This is a genomic window from Mucilaginibacter sp. OK098, assembly GCF_900142915.1.
Taxonomy (GTDB): Bacteria; Bacteroidota; Bacteroidia; order Sphingobacteriales; family Sphingobacteriaceae; genus Mucilaginibacter.
Window position 1 is genome coordinate 472,662 of sequence record NZ_FRCM01000005.1, and the last position, 13,971, is coordinate 486,632.

A 13,971-nucleotide genomic window follows, 5' to 3' on the forward strand; every position below is an offset into this window, starting at 1 on the left:
CCGAAAAAACAAGACAGTTTTCAACCAGGGTATCGTTAATTCTTTATCAATTTTCCTGATTAATGTCTCGTTATCAGTTTCCCTTGTTCTCTTTTACCTGGTGGAAAGGATTGACTTATTTTTTATTTCGATCCATGCAAGTTTGTGTATCGTCTGATATAGTTATTTCACATGAATACGCTTTATTGAACGGCATCTTTATTGTATTTGCTTCTGTACTCCAGGGGTGAAATGCCCGTGATTTTGCGGAAAACCTCGCGGAATGCCTTTACATCAGAATAACCTACCTCATACATTACTTCGTTAACGGTTTTGCGGCTGGTCTCTAATGCTTTTTTTGCAGATTCAATTTTTACCCTTTGCGCATATTCAATAGGGGTATTGCCGGTAGCTTTAATAAACCTCCTGTCAAAATTCCGCCTGCCGATGGAAAATTTAGCAGACAACTCATCCACTGATATTTTTTCGTTTAACTGGCTTTCTATATAAATCTGTGCCTGCTCTACCATTGTATCCCCATGGAGTTTTTGCCCGGTGAAAATGGCAAATGCGGACTGCCTGTTCCTGTCCAACTCAATCTGGAAAATTTTGGAGCAATAGATGGCCGTTTGCCGGTCGTAATATTTCTCCACTAAAAAAACCATCAGATTGAGAAAGGAATAAGCCCCGCCGTTAGTATAAATACCTTTTTCGTCGGTAATCAGTTGGTCCTCTTTTAAATTCACCTTCGGGAACTGCTGCCGGAAAGCATCCGCATGGGCCCAATGGGTGGAACAGTTGCGGCCATCCAGTAAACCCGAGGAAGCCAGCATAAATGCACCGGAACAGATACTGGCTACTTCCGCACCGTCTTTGTATTGTTTTTTGATCCAATCAATCAACACTGCGTTTTCCTGTCCGGCTTTTTGATAAAAAGGAACTGACGAAGGAATAACAATGAGGTCGGTTTTCGCTATCGACGAAATATCAACCTGGGGTTTCACGGTGAACATGCCGCCATACATTTCTTTTTTTTCAACGCTTCCGGCTAGTTGAACCGTGAACAGGTCTTTTTTACCGGTGCTGCGGCGGTAACTATTAGCGGCTGCAATTATTTCAAAGGTACCGGCTATACAGGCCACCGTGCTGAAGTTACTTTGTTCACCCGGGAATATAATCGTGAGATGCTTCATCTGGTTTAATTTTATCAAAGATAGTAGTTATCGGTGTCCAAATCAACCCACTATAAAGTCTATTTAGCACCCTTACAAAAACGATTTTAGACAATACTTTTGATAATATGAAGCGACTAGAAAATAAAGTTGCCGTTGTTTATGGAGACGGCGCGATAGGAGGGGCTATCGCGAAGGCCTTTGCCCGGGAAGGTGCACAGGTTTTTTTAACGGGGCGTACCGCTTCTAAGCGTGATGCCATAGCTGATGAAATTAGAAATCTTGGAGGGGTTGTTACCACAACTCAACTCGACGCATTGGATGAGGAGGCAGTAAATGCACACATGGTAATGTTGATGAAGCAAGCCGGCAAAATCGATATTTCGTTCAACGCAATAGGGATACCGCAAAAAGGTATTCAAGGTATCCCGCTGACAGAGCTTGTTACCGATGCTTTTTTTCTTCCCATCAGCATTTACACACGGTCTCATTTTATAACAGCGAAGGCTGCGGCCCGTGTAATGAGTAAGCAGGGTAATGGTGTAATACTTATGCATACGCCAAATGCCAGCCGGATCAGCCCACCCTTTGTGGGCGGGATGGTGCCCGCCTGGTCGGCATTAGAAGCACTTTGCCGGTCACTCTCTGTAGAATGCGGACCTCAAGGAGTTAGAGCAGCCTGCATGCAGACAACAGGCATTCCCGAAACGCCATTAATCGGTGAGGTATGGGAAATACAAGGGAAATCACACGGGATAACTTACGAGCAATTCCACAGTGTTATGGAGGGCATGACCCATCGCGGGCGTTTGACTTCCCTGGCAGAACTTACCAACGCTGCTGTGTTTGTAGCTTCGGACGAAGGAAGCGCAATGACCGGTACAATTGTCAACTTAACGGCGGGAATGATCATATGAAACTTTTAATCATTTGTCTAACTACGATAGTAAACCTATCAAATTTAAAAACTATGTCAAAGCAAGATTACACCACTACATTCCAGGTAGACCAGAGCCCGGAGCAAGTATTTGAAGCCATCAACAATGTTAGGGGCTGGTGGTCGGAGCAAATAGAGGGCCCGACTGATAAGTTGAACGCCGAGTTCAATTATCACTATAAAGATGTGCACCGCTGCAAATTGAAAATTATCGAATTTATTCCCGGCAAGAAGGTTGTTTGGCTGGTTTTGGAGAATAAATTTGATTTTACCAAAGACAAAGCAGAGTGGACGGGCACAAAAATTAGTTTCGATATCTCTCAAAAGGACGGCAGAACGCAATTAGTGTTTACACATATCGGTTTAGTGCCTGCTTATGAATGTTATCAGATATGCTCAGATGCCTGGGGCAACTATATTACCGGCAGCCTGAAAAGCCTTATTGAAACCGGCAAAGGCCAACCGAACCCTTATATCCCAGCCATCAATAGTGCAGAAGCATTGAAAGGAGGGCAGCATGAATAAGCAGGATTTCACAACCGGCTTCCTGGTTGATCAAACCCCAAAAGAAGTTTTTGAAGCGATTAACGACGTTCGCGGCTGGTGGACGGAAGGTGTAGAAGGCAACACCGAAAAGCTGAACGACGAATTTTTTGTACAGTTCTGGAATGTGCACTATAGTAAACAAAGGCTCATTGAAGTGGTGCCCTACAGCAAAATCGTTTGGCTAATCACAGAGAGTAAGCTCACTTTTATTGATGACGAAAGTGAATGGACCGGCACGCAGATAGTTTTCGATATCACTAAAAAAGGCGAGCAGACAGAGGTGCGTTTTACGCACATAGGCTTAGTGCCGCAAGGCGAGTGTTATAACGATTGTTCCAATGCCTGGACCGGTTATATCAATAACAGCCTGAAAAACCTGATAACCACAGGAAAAGGAAATCCGACAACCAAAGAAGAATTAACTAAATAAATCATGAACATTACAAATAAAACGATATTAATCACCGGCACAAACCGTGGTATTGGCCAGGCACTGGTAACAGAAGCCCTTAACAGGGGCGCAAAACGAGTATATGCCGGAACGCGGGTTCTGCTAAAGCATCCGGATGCCCGGGTTATACCATTAATGCTGGATATCACCAACCCGGAGCAGATTCGACAAGCTGTTCAAGAGATTGCTTCACTGGATATGCTGATTAATAATGCAGGTATCGCATCGTTTGACAATCTCAGCGACCGAGAAGCGATTACGAAACATTTGGACGTTAACCTTTTCGGAACGTATGACCTGACGCAGGCATTTTTACCTTTGCTGATCGGCTCAGGCGGGGCCATTGTCAACATATTATCTATAGTGTCTCTTGCCCCTTTACCGCCAATTGCTTCTTACTCCATCTCCAAGGCGGCTTTGTTCTCCATGACCCAATCCCTGCGCGCTTATATGAGCGGGAAAGGCGTAAATGTACATGCCGTTTTAACAGGACCTGTTGATACCGATATGAACCGCGGGTTTGATATTCCAAAGGCTTCGCGCGAATCGGCTGCGGAGGCCATTTTTGATGGTGTGGAACGGGGAGAAGAGGAAATCTTTCCTGAACCGATGTCGGCATCTATGGCGGAGAGCTGGCGCAATGGCTCGGTAAAAGCGATGGAACGCCAGAATGCCGCCTTTGTACATGGATAAAAAAAAGAACACCTAAATAGTAGTATTTTCTTAGGTAAACCGCATTATTCCAACCCAAGTTTGCCAGTCGGGGATATGATTCAACCTTCTATAAACAAAAAAGCCTCAAATCTTTCGACTTGAGGCTTTTGATTTGCTTTGTAGACGGAACGGGACAAATCTCGAACTTTTTGAAGGATTTAAAACTAATTGATGACCTGGCTATCAATGTAGACACAGTCTACAAGCATAGTCATACGAAGTTGCAAACGGACAGCTGGCGTGGAAATTAGTTATTAAAAGTTAATTGCTTGTTTCGGGAATGTGGTAGTTCAACTGGTTAGAATACATGTCTGTCACGCATGGGGGTCAAGGGTGTCGAGTCGCGTCCATTCCGCTAATGAAATCTGAAGGTTCTGTAAATGAGGATTTTACAAGGTTTTTTTGTTTTCAAGGGACAGATAATCCTTTTTCTTAAGAATTTATTTTGAATACTTAAGATATTTCCTGAAATAGACTGACCGTTTCAGTAATCCTGATCGATAAATTGTTAAGCAGGCGTAGCAACACCGGTCATCAAATCAACTATGTAGGCCGCTCCTGGGATAAAGGTAACCTTTGCCTTGTGATTGCCTAAATATTGGATAGTGCCATAATAGGTTGTAACCTGGTACGGAACCCTTGCTTGCGCGACATACACCGTTGTAGTAGTTTTAAAACTTGTGGTACCGGCAGTAATATCAGCCGGGCCTGAAGCAAAGTTTACTCTAAGGCCAACTAAATAATAAATAGATGCGGTTGAATTAAAAGAGGGCGCTTCACCGTTCGCACTTTTTACCAGCGAGCTTAGTGAGCCGTCCATAGAAACATACTTATAGGTTTGATCAAGCGCCTTAACAGCATAATTTTGCGTGATTGCGTAGGTGTCAGTAATCAACACACCACCATGGATTGCCACATTTACCAGGCTGTCGCGAACGAGATAACCGTTAACCTGACCAGCATCGCAGGTGTAGGTAAAATGGAAGTTCTCAAAATGCGTTTTAATGGTATCTATGGGGTTTGTTCCGGTTATCGTATTATACGTTGTGTCGATAACGGTACCACATAAAGAAACTACGCTGTTAAGTGAAAACTTTTTGTTCGCGGCAAAAGCAGCTTCATGAGGTGAGGTTATGCCTTTGTTTACATCTGTTCCACCGTATCGTCCGGTAATTGACTTGTAAAATTGCGTACCAATCTGGCTGCTTAGCGTCTTGAAATCAACAGCTTTTGTAGTGTTACTTACTGAAGGAACATTTGCCTTTTTACACGACGCATAGAAGAACACGACGGCTAACAGTACAAACAACAGGTGCGTAAAATTTAGTTTCATATTAAGCGTTTTACGGGGTTCGTTTCAATATAGATACAATAGTAGCTCATTTATAGGACATTAAAGCATACTAAGACGGAAAAATGGAAAGAGCCCGCGAAAAATTATAGCAGGTCTGGATGCAACGATTGAAAGCCCCGCTGTCCGAAGTTTAAAAACTCGGATGGCTATGCCGGTAGTCTGAAGACTAAACCAAATGAAAAAAGTCCTCAGACTTGCGACTAAAGACTTTTAACTTACCTTGTAGCGGGAGCAGGACTCGAACCTACGACCTTCGGGTTATGAGCCCGACGAGCTACCAACTGCTCCATCCCGCACTGTTTTTATTGGTTACGATCCGCTTCATTACTTCGAAAAGGGCCTCTTTTATTTGATTTACGTCCGGTGTTGCCTCACCGCATTATTACTGTTATTAAATAAAAAACCTTTAGTAAATTTACTAAAGGTTTTTCGGTAGCGGGAGCAGGACTCGAACCTACGACCTTCGGGTTATGAGCCCGACGAGCTACCAACTGCTCCATCCCGCACTGTATTTTATATGTTGCGATCCGATCATAACTTCGGAAAGTTGCTTCCAATTAGCTAAAAATGCATTTTGCACTCCGTTTTAATTGGACTGCAAAGATATAATTCGTTTCTTTGCAGTCCAAATATTATTTTAATTATTTTTCTATGGCGCATAAGGCAGGTTTCGTGAGTATAATTGGTAAGCCCAACGCAGGCAAATCAACCCTTATGAATGCCCTTGTTGGTGAAAAAATGTCAATCATCACCCCCAAGGCACAAACAACAAGGCATCGTATATTGGGTATTGTCAATGATGAGGACTACCAGATTGTATTTTCAGACACCCCCGGTGTTATTAAACCACACTATGCCCTGCACGAAAGTATGATGCACCAGGTAGACGGCTCCATAGTTGATGCCGACCTGATTTTGCTGGTAACCGATATTTATGAGGAATATGATGAGGCCGATGTGCTGAAAAAACTGGAGGGCACACAGGCGCCGGTTGCTGTGTTGATTAATAAAGTTGACCAGAGTGACGAGGAAACTGTAAAAGCCAAGGTTGAATTTTGGGAAGAGAAGCTGAAGCCTAAAGCAATTTTTGCCATATCAGCTTTAAAGGATTATAATGTGCTTGCTGTTATGAACTTTGTAATTGAGCACCTGCCCGAGCATGCCGCCTATTACGAAAAGGATGCGCTGACTGACCGTAACGACCGGTTTTTTGCATCGGAAATGATAAGGGCGCAGATCTTTAAACAGTACAAAAAAGAGATCCCTTATAGTACCGAGGTTATAGTTACTGCTTTTGTTGAAGGTGAAAAGCTGCACCGCATCAGCGCTGAAATTATAGTAGAGCGCGATTCGCAGAAAAATATAATTATAGGCAAAGGCGGCGAAATGCTTAAAATAGTGGGTACCTATGCCCGCAGGGATATGGAAGATTTTTTCCAGAAAAAGGTCTTTTTAGAGATGTTTGTAAAAGTTATCCCCGATTGGCGCAGCAAGAAAAATTACCTGAAAAAATTTGGGTACGAATAAGAGAGAGTCAGGAATCAAGAGAACAAGAATCAAGATTTAAGACTGGTAAGAAAGAGTCGGGAATCAAGAGAACAAGAATCTGGATTTAAGACAAAAATTTAATAAATACATATTAGGGTTAAGTAAAAAGTGCAGGAAAGCTAATTGCAGCTATCTTTATTCTTGTTTTCTTGACTCTTGAATCTAATAATAAAATGAGCAATATAGTAGCCATAGTGGGCAGGCCCAACGTAGGCAAATCAACTTTATATAACCGTTTAACCGAAACCCGCAAGGCTATTGTTGATGACTTTAGCGGCGTAACCCGCGACAGGCATTATGGTGTTTCTGAGTGGATCGGTCGCCAGTTTACCGTAATTGATACGGGTGGTTATGTTGCCAATTCTGTTGATGTGTTTGAAGCCGCGATCCGCGAGCAGGTAATAATTGCCATTGAAGAGGCAACCGTAATTTTATTTATGGTTGATGTAACTACCGGCATTACCGACCTTGATGATGAAATAGCCAACATACTTCGCAAAGGCAAAAAGCCTGTGTTTGTAGTGGTAAACAAGCTGGATAACAACCAGCAGCTGGCTGATTCAATGGTATTTTACAGCCTGGGACTTGGTGAGCTTTACAATATTTCATCAATGACCGGTTCTGGTACTGGCGAATTACTGGATGAGGTAGTTAAGCATTTTGATGATGAGCCGCTTGAAGAAAATCAACTGCCTAAATATGCCATTATAGGCCGGCCTAATGTAGGTAAATCATCTATCATTAATTCACTGATAGGGACTGACCGTAATATTGTTACACCCATTGCAGGTACCACCCGCGATTCTATCCACATCCATTACAACCAGTATGGGCATGATTTTATGCTGATCGATACTGCCGGGATGCGGAAAAAAACAAAAGTTAAAGAGAACATCGAATTTTACTCGGTAATGCGTACCATAAAGGCGCTGGAAGAAGCTGATGTAGTGATATTAATGATTGATGCTGTTGAAGGGATCGAATCGCAAGATATCAATATCTTCCACCTTGCCGAGAAGAATAAAAAGGGTGTGGTGATAGTAGTGAACAAGTGGGACCTTATTGAAAAAAACAACAAAACCATTAAAGTTTTTGAAGAGCAGATAAAAGATAAAATAGCACCGTTTACCGATGTGCCTATTGTATTTACATCTGTTACTGAAAAGCAAAGGGTTTTAAAAGTAATTGAAACAGCAAACACCGTTTATCAAAACAAGATCAGGAAGATCCCAACCTCTAAGCTTAACGAAATTATGCTTCCTATTATTGAAGCTTATCCACCGCCATCAATAAAAGGTAAATACGTTAAGATAAAATACATTACACAAATAGCAGGTACATCACCCATGTTTGCGTTCTTCTGTAATTTACCTCAATACGTAAAAGAGCCTTATTACCGCTTTATAGAAAATAAGATCAGGGAAAACTTTGATTTTAACGGCGCGCCGGTACAGGTGTGGTTTAGGCAGAAGTAGGGGGGGATTTCGGATGTGCAAATGTGCGGATGATGTTAAGATGCTTTAGTGATGGGAGTTATTTTACATCCTGATTTAAATCCGTTAGGTATTAATTCTTTCATCCGCACATCCGAAATTTGCACATCTGACTTCATTCGCACATCTGCACATCCGAAATCCGCACATCTACTTCACCGCTTCAATCGCTTTCACCAGCGTATTATCATCACTGTTGATAGCTTCAAAATAAGCATTGTCGCCCCATTTAAAGCGGGCAGCGCTGGCCTTAAGCATTGATTTTATGGTTGGTTTAGAGATTAGCAGTTCCTGCGAATTTATTTCCTTAATGGTTTGAGAGGCATACATGATAAATTTATCAAGATCATCATCGTTAACACTATATTGTTTTATAAAAGCTTCAGCCGAATTAAATTTGTTTAGTTGCGGTTGCAGCTTATCAATGGTATATGCTGTAAATAACTGCTGATCGCTCAATTGCTGCAAAAGGTAAGTGTTCTGGGTGGTATCAGCCGGTACAAAAATATCGGGCATTATGCCACCGCCGCTAAAAACTTTGCGACCGCTTAAGGTATGATAGGGCGATGGCTTTTTAAAAATGCTGTCGTTAAGGTTGCTTTGGGCTGAGAATAGTTCCCCTTTTCGCATCCTTTCGGTAATTTCATTGTGATAGCTGTCGATCCCTGCTTTGTACGATTTCTGGATAGACCGGCCCGAAGGTGTATAATACCTCGCAATGGTTAAGTTAACGGCCGACCCATCGTTAAAAGCAAATTGCTGCTGAACCAGGCCCTTGCCAAATGAGCGGCGGCCAACAATAACAGCCCTGTCAAGATCCTGCAGGGCGCCTGCCAGGATCTCGCTGGCGGATGCGGAATACTCATCAATTAGCACCGCTAGTTTACCATCCTGGAAAGTACCGGAATCAGTAGCAAAATAATCCCGGCGTTCTTCATGAATACCCTGGGTATAAACAATAAGCTTACCTTTTTTCAAAAATTCGTCTGCAAGCGCTGTTGCTGTATTCAGGTAGCCACCGCCATTTTCGCGCAGGTCAAGCACCAGTTTTTGCATGCCCTTTGTTTTGAGTTTACTTAAAGCTTCACGAAAATCAGCATCAGTAGTTAAAGCAAATTTGCTGATCTTAATATAACCAACATCCGGCGCAGCCATGTACGATGCATCAAGGCTGCTTGTACTAACATAGCCTCTTTTTAAGGTGTATTGCTTTATGGTTGCTGAATTTGGATTGAGAACGGCAACAAGTAATGCCGAATTTTTTTCGCCCCTTAAAGTTTTGTTTACGCGCTGAACCGTAAGATGAGTGCCCGAAAACCTTTTATTGTTTACATTAATGATCTTATCGCCGGTAATTAAACCTGCGTTTGCAGCTGGTCCGCCGGGATAAATTTGGGTGATCACAAGTGTATCACGGAGTAACTGGTATTCCAGGCCTATCCCTGTAAAGCCACCGGCAAGGCCTTCATTTATGGTTGTTGCCTTTTGTTCAGGCAAATAAAGGGAATGCGGATCAAGGTTTTGCAGCATAGTATTAACGGTAGCACCTTCAACACTGTCGACATTTACAGAATCGACATAATTTTGCTTTACAAGAGAAAGAACCTTGGAGATCTTATCGTTTTCTTCTAATGAAAAACCTAAACTTTGGTTCATCAGGCTGCGGTTACTGATAAATATGCCGATAGTTATACCCAGCAACACCAATACCATCGTCCTGAAAATTATACCAGCAGCTCTCTTCATACCTTTCTTAATTATTGCAAAGTTAGTTAAATACAAGGAGATATGAGACTTGGGATATGAGATTTGAGACTATAGTTTTATTTTTTTATCTCACATCTCACATCTTAAATCTCACATCTTTACCTCACATCTTTCAATATTTTTCCCCAATTTTGTTAAATGGAAACCACAACCGAAAAGGAGTCGCGTTATAATAACCTGGAGCAAATGCCGGTATTGGAGATCCTTGAAAATATAAACAAGGAAGATCAAACTGTTCCGTTGGCTGTGGCAAAGGCCTTACCACAAATTGAAAAGCTGGCTACAATAACGGCCACTAAAATGAAGGAAGGTGGCCGGTTGTTCTACATAGGCGCCGGAACAAGCGGCAGGTTAGGGGTAGTTGATGCTTCGGAATGTCCGCCTACATTTGGTGTGCCGTTTGATGAAGTAGTAGGAATAATAGCGGGAGGGGACTTCGCCATTCGCAAAGCTGTTGAATATGCCGAGGATGATGCCGAACAGGCATGGGTTGACCTGGCAACATATAACATTAATGAAAAAGATGTGCTGGTAGGCATAGCGGCATCAGGCACTACACCTTATGTTATTGGCGGCTTAAAAAAGGCAAATGAACATAATATTGTTACAGGCTGTATTGTTTGTAATGCGGGCAGCCCGGTTGCAGCTGAAGCAAAATACCCTGTTGAAGTAGTTACCGGCCCTGAATTTTTAACAGGATCAACCCGGATGAAGGCAGGGACAGCACAGAAGCTGGTTTTAAATATGTTAAGCACCTGCGTAATGATCAGGATTGGCAAAGTAAAGGGCAATAAAATGGTTGATATGCAATTAACCAATAATAAGCTTGTTGACCGCGGCACCAGGATGGTGATGAACGAAACGGGTTTAGACGAAAAAACAGCAGGCGATCTGCTGAAAAAATACGGAAGCGTTAGGAAAGCTGTGGAGAGCATTAAGAATTGATGTGCGGATGCGTGAATATGCAGATGTGCGGATTAAAAAAGATGTGCAGATGTGCGAATATGCAAATGTGCGGATGATTAATTTGACTGCTTAAAATAGAGAATGATTGTTTATGGATAGGGATAAGCAAATGTTGCCGGATGCGAAGCTGAATTCGCACATCCGCACATCTGCACATTGGAAATTAGAAAGAACATGCACGAGATAGAACCATATTATAAATGGCGGGATGATTATGTTGCAGCAGAGGATGAATATTCTCCTTTTTATGCAACGCAGTATAATGAGTTTGAGTTTGATAAACAGATCTATAATTACCTGTTACACCCGCAATGGGACTCATTCGGCTCAAATACTTTATACATGAAGGTGTTATTTGCCGACTATGAAAAAGGGTATTCCATTATTGAATTTATAGGCGAGTGGAATGATGCCATCAACAATGATATTATGCTGATGAAGCGCGAGATCATTGAGCTGATGATAGACAACGGTATTAACCATTTTATTTTGATAGGCGAGAATGTGCTGAACTTTCACTCATCTGACGACTGCTATTATGAAGAATGGTTCCAGGATGTAGAGGATGGCTGGATAGCCGGAATAAATTTCAGGGATCATGTGATAGAGGAATTTAAACGGAATAACATTGACTACTATATCAACTTCGGCGGCGCCTTGGATGACCTTGGCTGGCGATCATTAAAACCTATCCAGGTGTTTAAAAAAGTTGAAGAACAACTGACGAAGAGGCTGAGTTGAGAAAAGTCGGGAAAGTCCGGAAGTCAGTAAAGTCCGAAAGAAGGAAAATAGGAAGCTAGACTTACGAAGTTTTCAAAACTTCGTAAGTCTCTTGCCATAACTAAAATTTCTGTGCTTTAGCCGCATTTTCAATCTCCGGGAGGTCCTTTTTATAAGCCTCAACATCCCAGGCCAGGTTGAACAATTTAGCATAATCGGCAATGGGTTGCAGGCCCATGGTTTTGCGCCTTTCATCTACGTGGTCGGGGTCAGCAATAGGGTAGAAGCACATTTTTCCGGTTGATTTATTTCTGAATACCTGGCTGCCGTAGATTTGATTTTTGCCTTCGCGCATATTTACACGGTCTTCCAACAATGCCAAATTGCTTGACAAGGTTTTGCCATCTTTTACCGCTGTTCTTATCATTGGCAAATATTTTTGCTGAGTGGCAAGGTTGGCATGCTGGATCACTAAAAACAATGCCTGGCTACCGTTCATGCCCACATCCTGCGGTCCAAGCCAGCCATATTTGTCAATAATTTGCGTTACTTTAATTATATTCAGGCTATCAGCAATATGGGCTGCTTTTATAGCTGAATCAACCTTGGCTGCTGTGGCTTTGGCTTTTGAAAGGTCCTGTGCCCTATACCTGCTGCCCTGGTCAGCTTTGTAAATAGTATCAAGTACGAGCATTAAAGGGTTATTTAATTTGCTGCTGTCAATCGTGAAAGTATTTACCTGTGCAAATGCTGTTGTGGCTAAAAATGTCAGGGAAAGCGCTAAAAAGGTGTGTCTCATTAGTGTTTAGGATGATTTATTTGTTTTAGATCAAATAAAACGATTGATGTTACCGTTAATTGTTAAACTAAACTATTTCTTAAAATACTCGTCTAAATCCCGAATCTATATTTAAATTTGAATAATAAATTTTTTAATAAAAAAATGGAAAATAACAATCCTGACTACGTTTATAAAAACGTAATACAATTAAATGAAACCGATGCATCACGTAAATATTTAGCTAAAGTATTTGCATGGATGTTTGCTGCCCTTGGCATATCTGCTTTTGTTGCCTTTGAGTTTTTTGGTAACCAGGGTTTAATGAGCCTTATAATCAATCCTGTAGCAGGTGGGTTTACAGGCTTGGGTTATGCCGCAGTATTTGCACCGCTTGCCTTCTCAATGGCTTTAAGCTTTGGTTTTAACCGCATGTCGTATCCTGTTACGTTGGTGCTGTTTATTACTTATGCAGCAACAATGGGAATAAGCTTAAGCGTTTTGGGTCTTATTTATACCGCAAGCTCAATGTTTGGCGTGTTTTTAAGTGCATCTGCTGTTTTTGCTATTATGGCAATTGCAGGTTATACCACGCAAATGGACCTGTCAAAATTTGGTTCAATATTAATGATAATATTTTTTGGGGTATTTGCAGTAAGCATCATAAACTTCTTTTTGGGCAGCTCGCAGATTCAATATATCGTGAGCTTTGCATTTATGGTGATCATGATTGGCCTTACAGCATATTATATCCAAATGCTTAAACGCATTGGGGCAGGTATTGAATACGGCACCGCCGAATCAAAAAAACTGGTTATTATGGGTGCTTTTATGCTTTACACAACCTTTATTAACCTGTTTATGTCAATGCTGCGCATCTTTGGTGGTAGAAGGTAAGAAAAATAAGTGCTATTAACGTGCCGGTGAAAAGTTGTATCAATTTAGCTTTCAACTTTTTACCGGCATTTTTATTTGCTTTCAGTGTTAAAGCTTCCGTTCCCCGGATCGATACCAGCCGCACCAGGCAAAAAGCCAAACAGGCCTTAACATTTTGCCGGCAAAAAGGTTACGATACCCAATATTGTATTTTGATTGACATGAGCCTGCCTTCGGGCGTTAAACGGTTTATGGTATGGGATTTTGGTAAAAACGATATTTTGGTTTCCGGCCTTGTGAGCCATGGTTGTGGTAAAATGCCTTGGTCTGGTGTTTGGTCAAAAGACAAGCCTGTGTTTAGCAATGCCGATGGCAGTCATTGTACCCCGCTTGGCAAATACAAAATAAATAACCGGGCCTACAGCGCCTGGGGGATCCACGTAAAATATTATTTAGACGGACTGGAAAGCACTAACAGTAATGCTTTGGCAAGGCAAATTGTATTTCACTCCTGGGAAGAGGTGGCAGAAAACGAAATCTATCCATTCGGAACACCCGAAGGCTGGGGTTGCCCTGCCATTTCAAACAATACCATGAAAACGGTGGACGCATTATTACGCAAGCAAAAAAAGCATTGGCTGATGTGGATCTATAATTGAATTAGCTGGTC

General features: G+C 42.0%; 14 protein-coding genes and 2 tRNA genes. 10 read left to right on the forward strand and 6 right to left on the reverse strand.

Annotated features, from left to right (window positions below):
- Window positions 1–182: 182 nt before the first annotated feature.
- The gene (locus tag BUE31_RS18770) at window positions 183–1,172 is read right to left on the reverse strand and encodes a GlxA family transcriptional regulator (protein WP_073405358.1); all 990 of its coding nucleotides are present in this window, start codon (window positions 1,170–1,172) and stop codon (window positions 183–185) included.
- Window positions 1,173–1,279: 107 nt separating this feature from the next.
- On the opposite strand from BUE31_RS18770, the gene BUE31_RS18775 reads away from it, so the two are divergent.
- The 4 genes from BUE31_RS18775 to BUE31_RS18790 are packed head-to-tail and all read left to right on the forward strand — an operon-like array spanning window position 1,280 to window position 3,778.
- Window positions 1,280–2,068: an SDR family NAD(P)-dependent oxidoreductase gene (locus tag BUE31_RS18775; protein WP_073405359.1), complete on the forward strand. Its 789-nt coding sequence runs from the start codon at window positions 1,280–1,282 to the stop codon at window positions 2,066–2,068.
- Between the two features lie 53 nt (window positions 2,069–2,121).
- The gene (locus tag BUE31_RS18780) at window positions 2,122–2,613 is read left to right on the forward strand and encodes an SRPBCC family protein (RefSeq protein WP_073405360.1); all 492 of its coding nucleotides are present in this window, start codon (window positions 2,122–2,124) and stop codon (window positions 2,611–2,613) included.
- Window positions 2,606–3,064: an SRPBCC family protein gene (locus BUE31_RS18785; RefSeq protein ID WP_073405361.1), complete on the forward strand. Its 459-nt coding sequence runs from the start codon at window positions 2,606–2,608 to the stop codon at window positions 3,062–3,064. The genes BUE31_RS18780 and BUE31_RS18785 overlap by 8 nt, the downstream gene beginning before the upstream one ends.
- 3 nt (window positions 3,065–3,067) lie before the next feature.
- Window positions 3,068–3,778 carry an SDR family NAD(P)-dependent oxidoreductase gene (locus BUE31_RS18790; RefSeq protein WP_073405362.1) on the forward strand — a complete coding sequence of 237 codons (711 nt, stop codon included), beginning with the start codon at window positions 3,068–3,070 and terminating at the stop codon, window positions 3,776–3,778.
- 529 nt (window positions 3,779–4,307) lie between these two features.
- Here BUE31_RS18790 and BUE31_RS18800 read toward each other — a convergent pair.
- The 3 genes from BUE31_RS18800 to BUE31_RS18810 all read right to left on the reverse strand — a co-directional run bounded on the left by BUE31_RS18800 (window position 4,308) and on the right by BUE31_RS18810 (window position 5,659).
- Entirely contained in the window at window positions 4,308–5,132 is an 825-nt protein-coding gene (locus BUE31_RS18800) for a hypothetical protein (protein WP_073405363.1), read from the reverse strand.
- Window positions 5,133–5,376: 244 nt separating this feature from the next.
- Window positions 5,377–5,449: transfer RNA gene (locus BUE31_RS18805), tRNA-Met, on the reverse strand.
- Window positions 5,450–5,586: 137 nt separating this feature from the next.
- Window positions 5,587–5,659: transfer RNA gene (locus BUE31_RS18810), tRNA-Met, on the reverse strand.
- 145 nt (window positions 5,660–5,804) lie between these two features.
- On the opposite strand from BUE31_RS18810, the gene era reads away from it, so the two are divergent.
- Together era and der are read left to right on the forward strand one after the other, a co-directional pair.
- Window positions 5,805–6,680, forward strand: coding sequence for a GTPase Era (era, locus tag BUE31_RS18815; protein WP_073405364.1), 876 nt, complete (start codon window positions 5,805–5,807; stop codon window positions 6,678–6,680).
- Window positions 6,681–6,874: 194 nt separating this feature from the next.
- Window positions 6,875–8,176, forward strand: coding sequence for a ribosome biogenesis GTPase Der (der, locus tag BUE31_RS18820; RefSeq protein ID WP_073405365.1), 1,302 nt, complete (start codon window positions 6,875–6,877; stop codon window positions 8,174–8,176).
- A gap of 168 nt (window positions 8,177–8,344) precedes the next feature.
- On the opposite strand, the gene BUE31_RS18825 is transcribed toward der, so the two are convergent.
- The gene (locus tag BUE31_RS18825) at window positions 8,345–9,940 is read right to left on the reverse strand and encodes a S41 family peptidase (RefSeq protein ID WP_073405366.1); all 1,596 of its coding nucleotides are present in this window, start codon (window positions 9,938–9,940) and stop codon (window positions 8,345–8,347) included.
- A gap of 159 nt (window positions 9,941–10,099) precedes the next feature.
- On the opposite strand from BUE31_RS18825, the gene murQ reads away from it, so the two are divergent.
- Both murQ and BUE31_RS18835 read left to right on the forward strand, forming a co-directional pair.
- Window positions 10,100–10,906: an N-acetylmuramic acid 6-phosphate etherase gene (gene murQ, locus BUE31_RS18830; RefSeq protein ID WP_073405367.1), complete on the forward strand. Its 807-nt coding sequence runs from the start codon at window positions 10,100–10,102 to the stop codon at window positions 10,904–10,906.
- 195 nt (window positions 10,907–11,101) lie between these two features.
- Window positions 11,102–11,668, forward strand: coding sequence for a hypothetical protein (locus tag BUE31_RS18835; protein ID WP_073405368.1), 567 nt, complete (start codon window positions 11,102–11,104; stop codon window positions 11,666–11,668).
- A gap of 100 nt (window positions 11,669–11,768) precedes the next feature.
- On the opposite strand, the gene BUE31_RS18840 is transcribed toward BUE31_RS18835, so the two are convergent.
- The gene (locus BUE31_RS18840) at window positions 11,769–12,446 is read right to left on the reverse strand and encodes a DUF6624 domain-containing protein (RefSeq protein WP_073405369.1); all 678 of its coding nucleotides are present in this window, start codon (window positions 12,444–12,446) and stop codon (window positions 11,769–11,771) included.
- 144 nt (window positions 12,447–12,590) lie between these two features.
- Here BUE31_RS18840 and BUE31_RS18845 point away from each other — a divergent pair, with 144 nt between their 5' ends.
- Window positions 12,591–13,322 carry a Bax inhibitor-1/YccA family protein gene (locus BUE31_RS18845; protein WP_073405566.1) on the forward strand — a complete coding sequence of 244 codons (732 nt, stop codon included), beginning with the start codon at window positions 12,591–12,593 and terminating at the stop codon, window positions 13,320–13,322.
- Window positions 13,323–13,348: 26 nt separating this feature from the next.
- Window positions 13,349–13,960 (forward strand): murein L,D-transpeptidase catalytic domain-containing protein, encoded by a 612-nt coding sequence (locus BUE31_RS18850; RefSeq protein WP_234997862.1) that lies wholly within the window; start codon window positions 13,349–13,351, stop codon window positions 13,958–13,960.
- The last annotated feature ends 11 nt before the right edge of the window (window positions 13,961–13,971 follow it).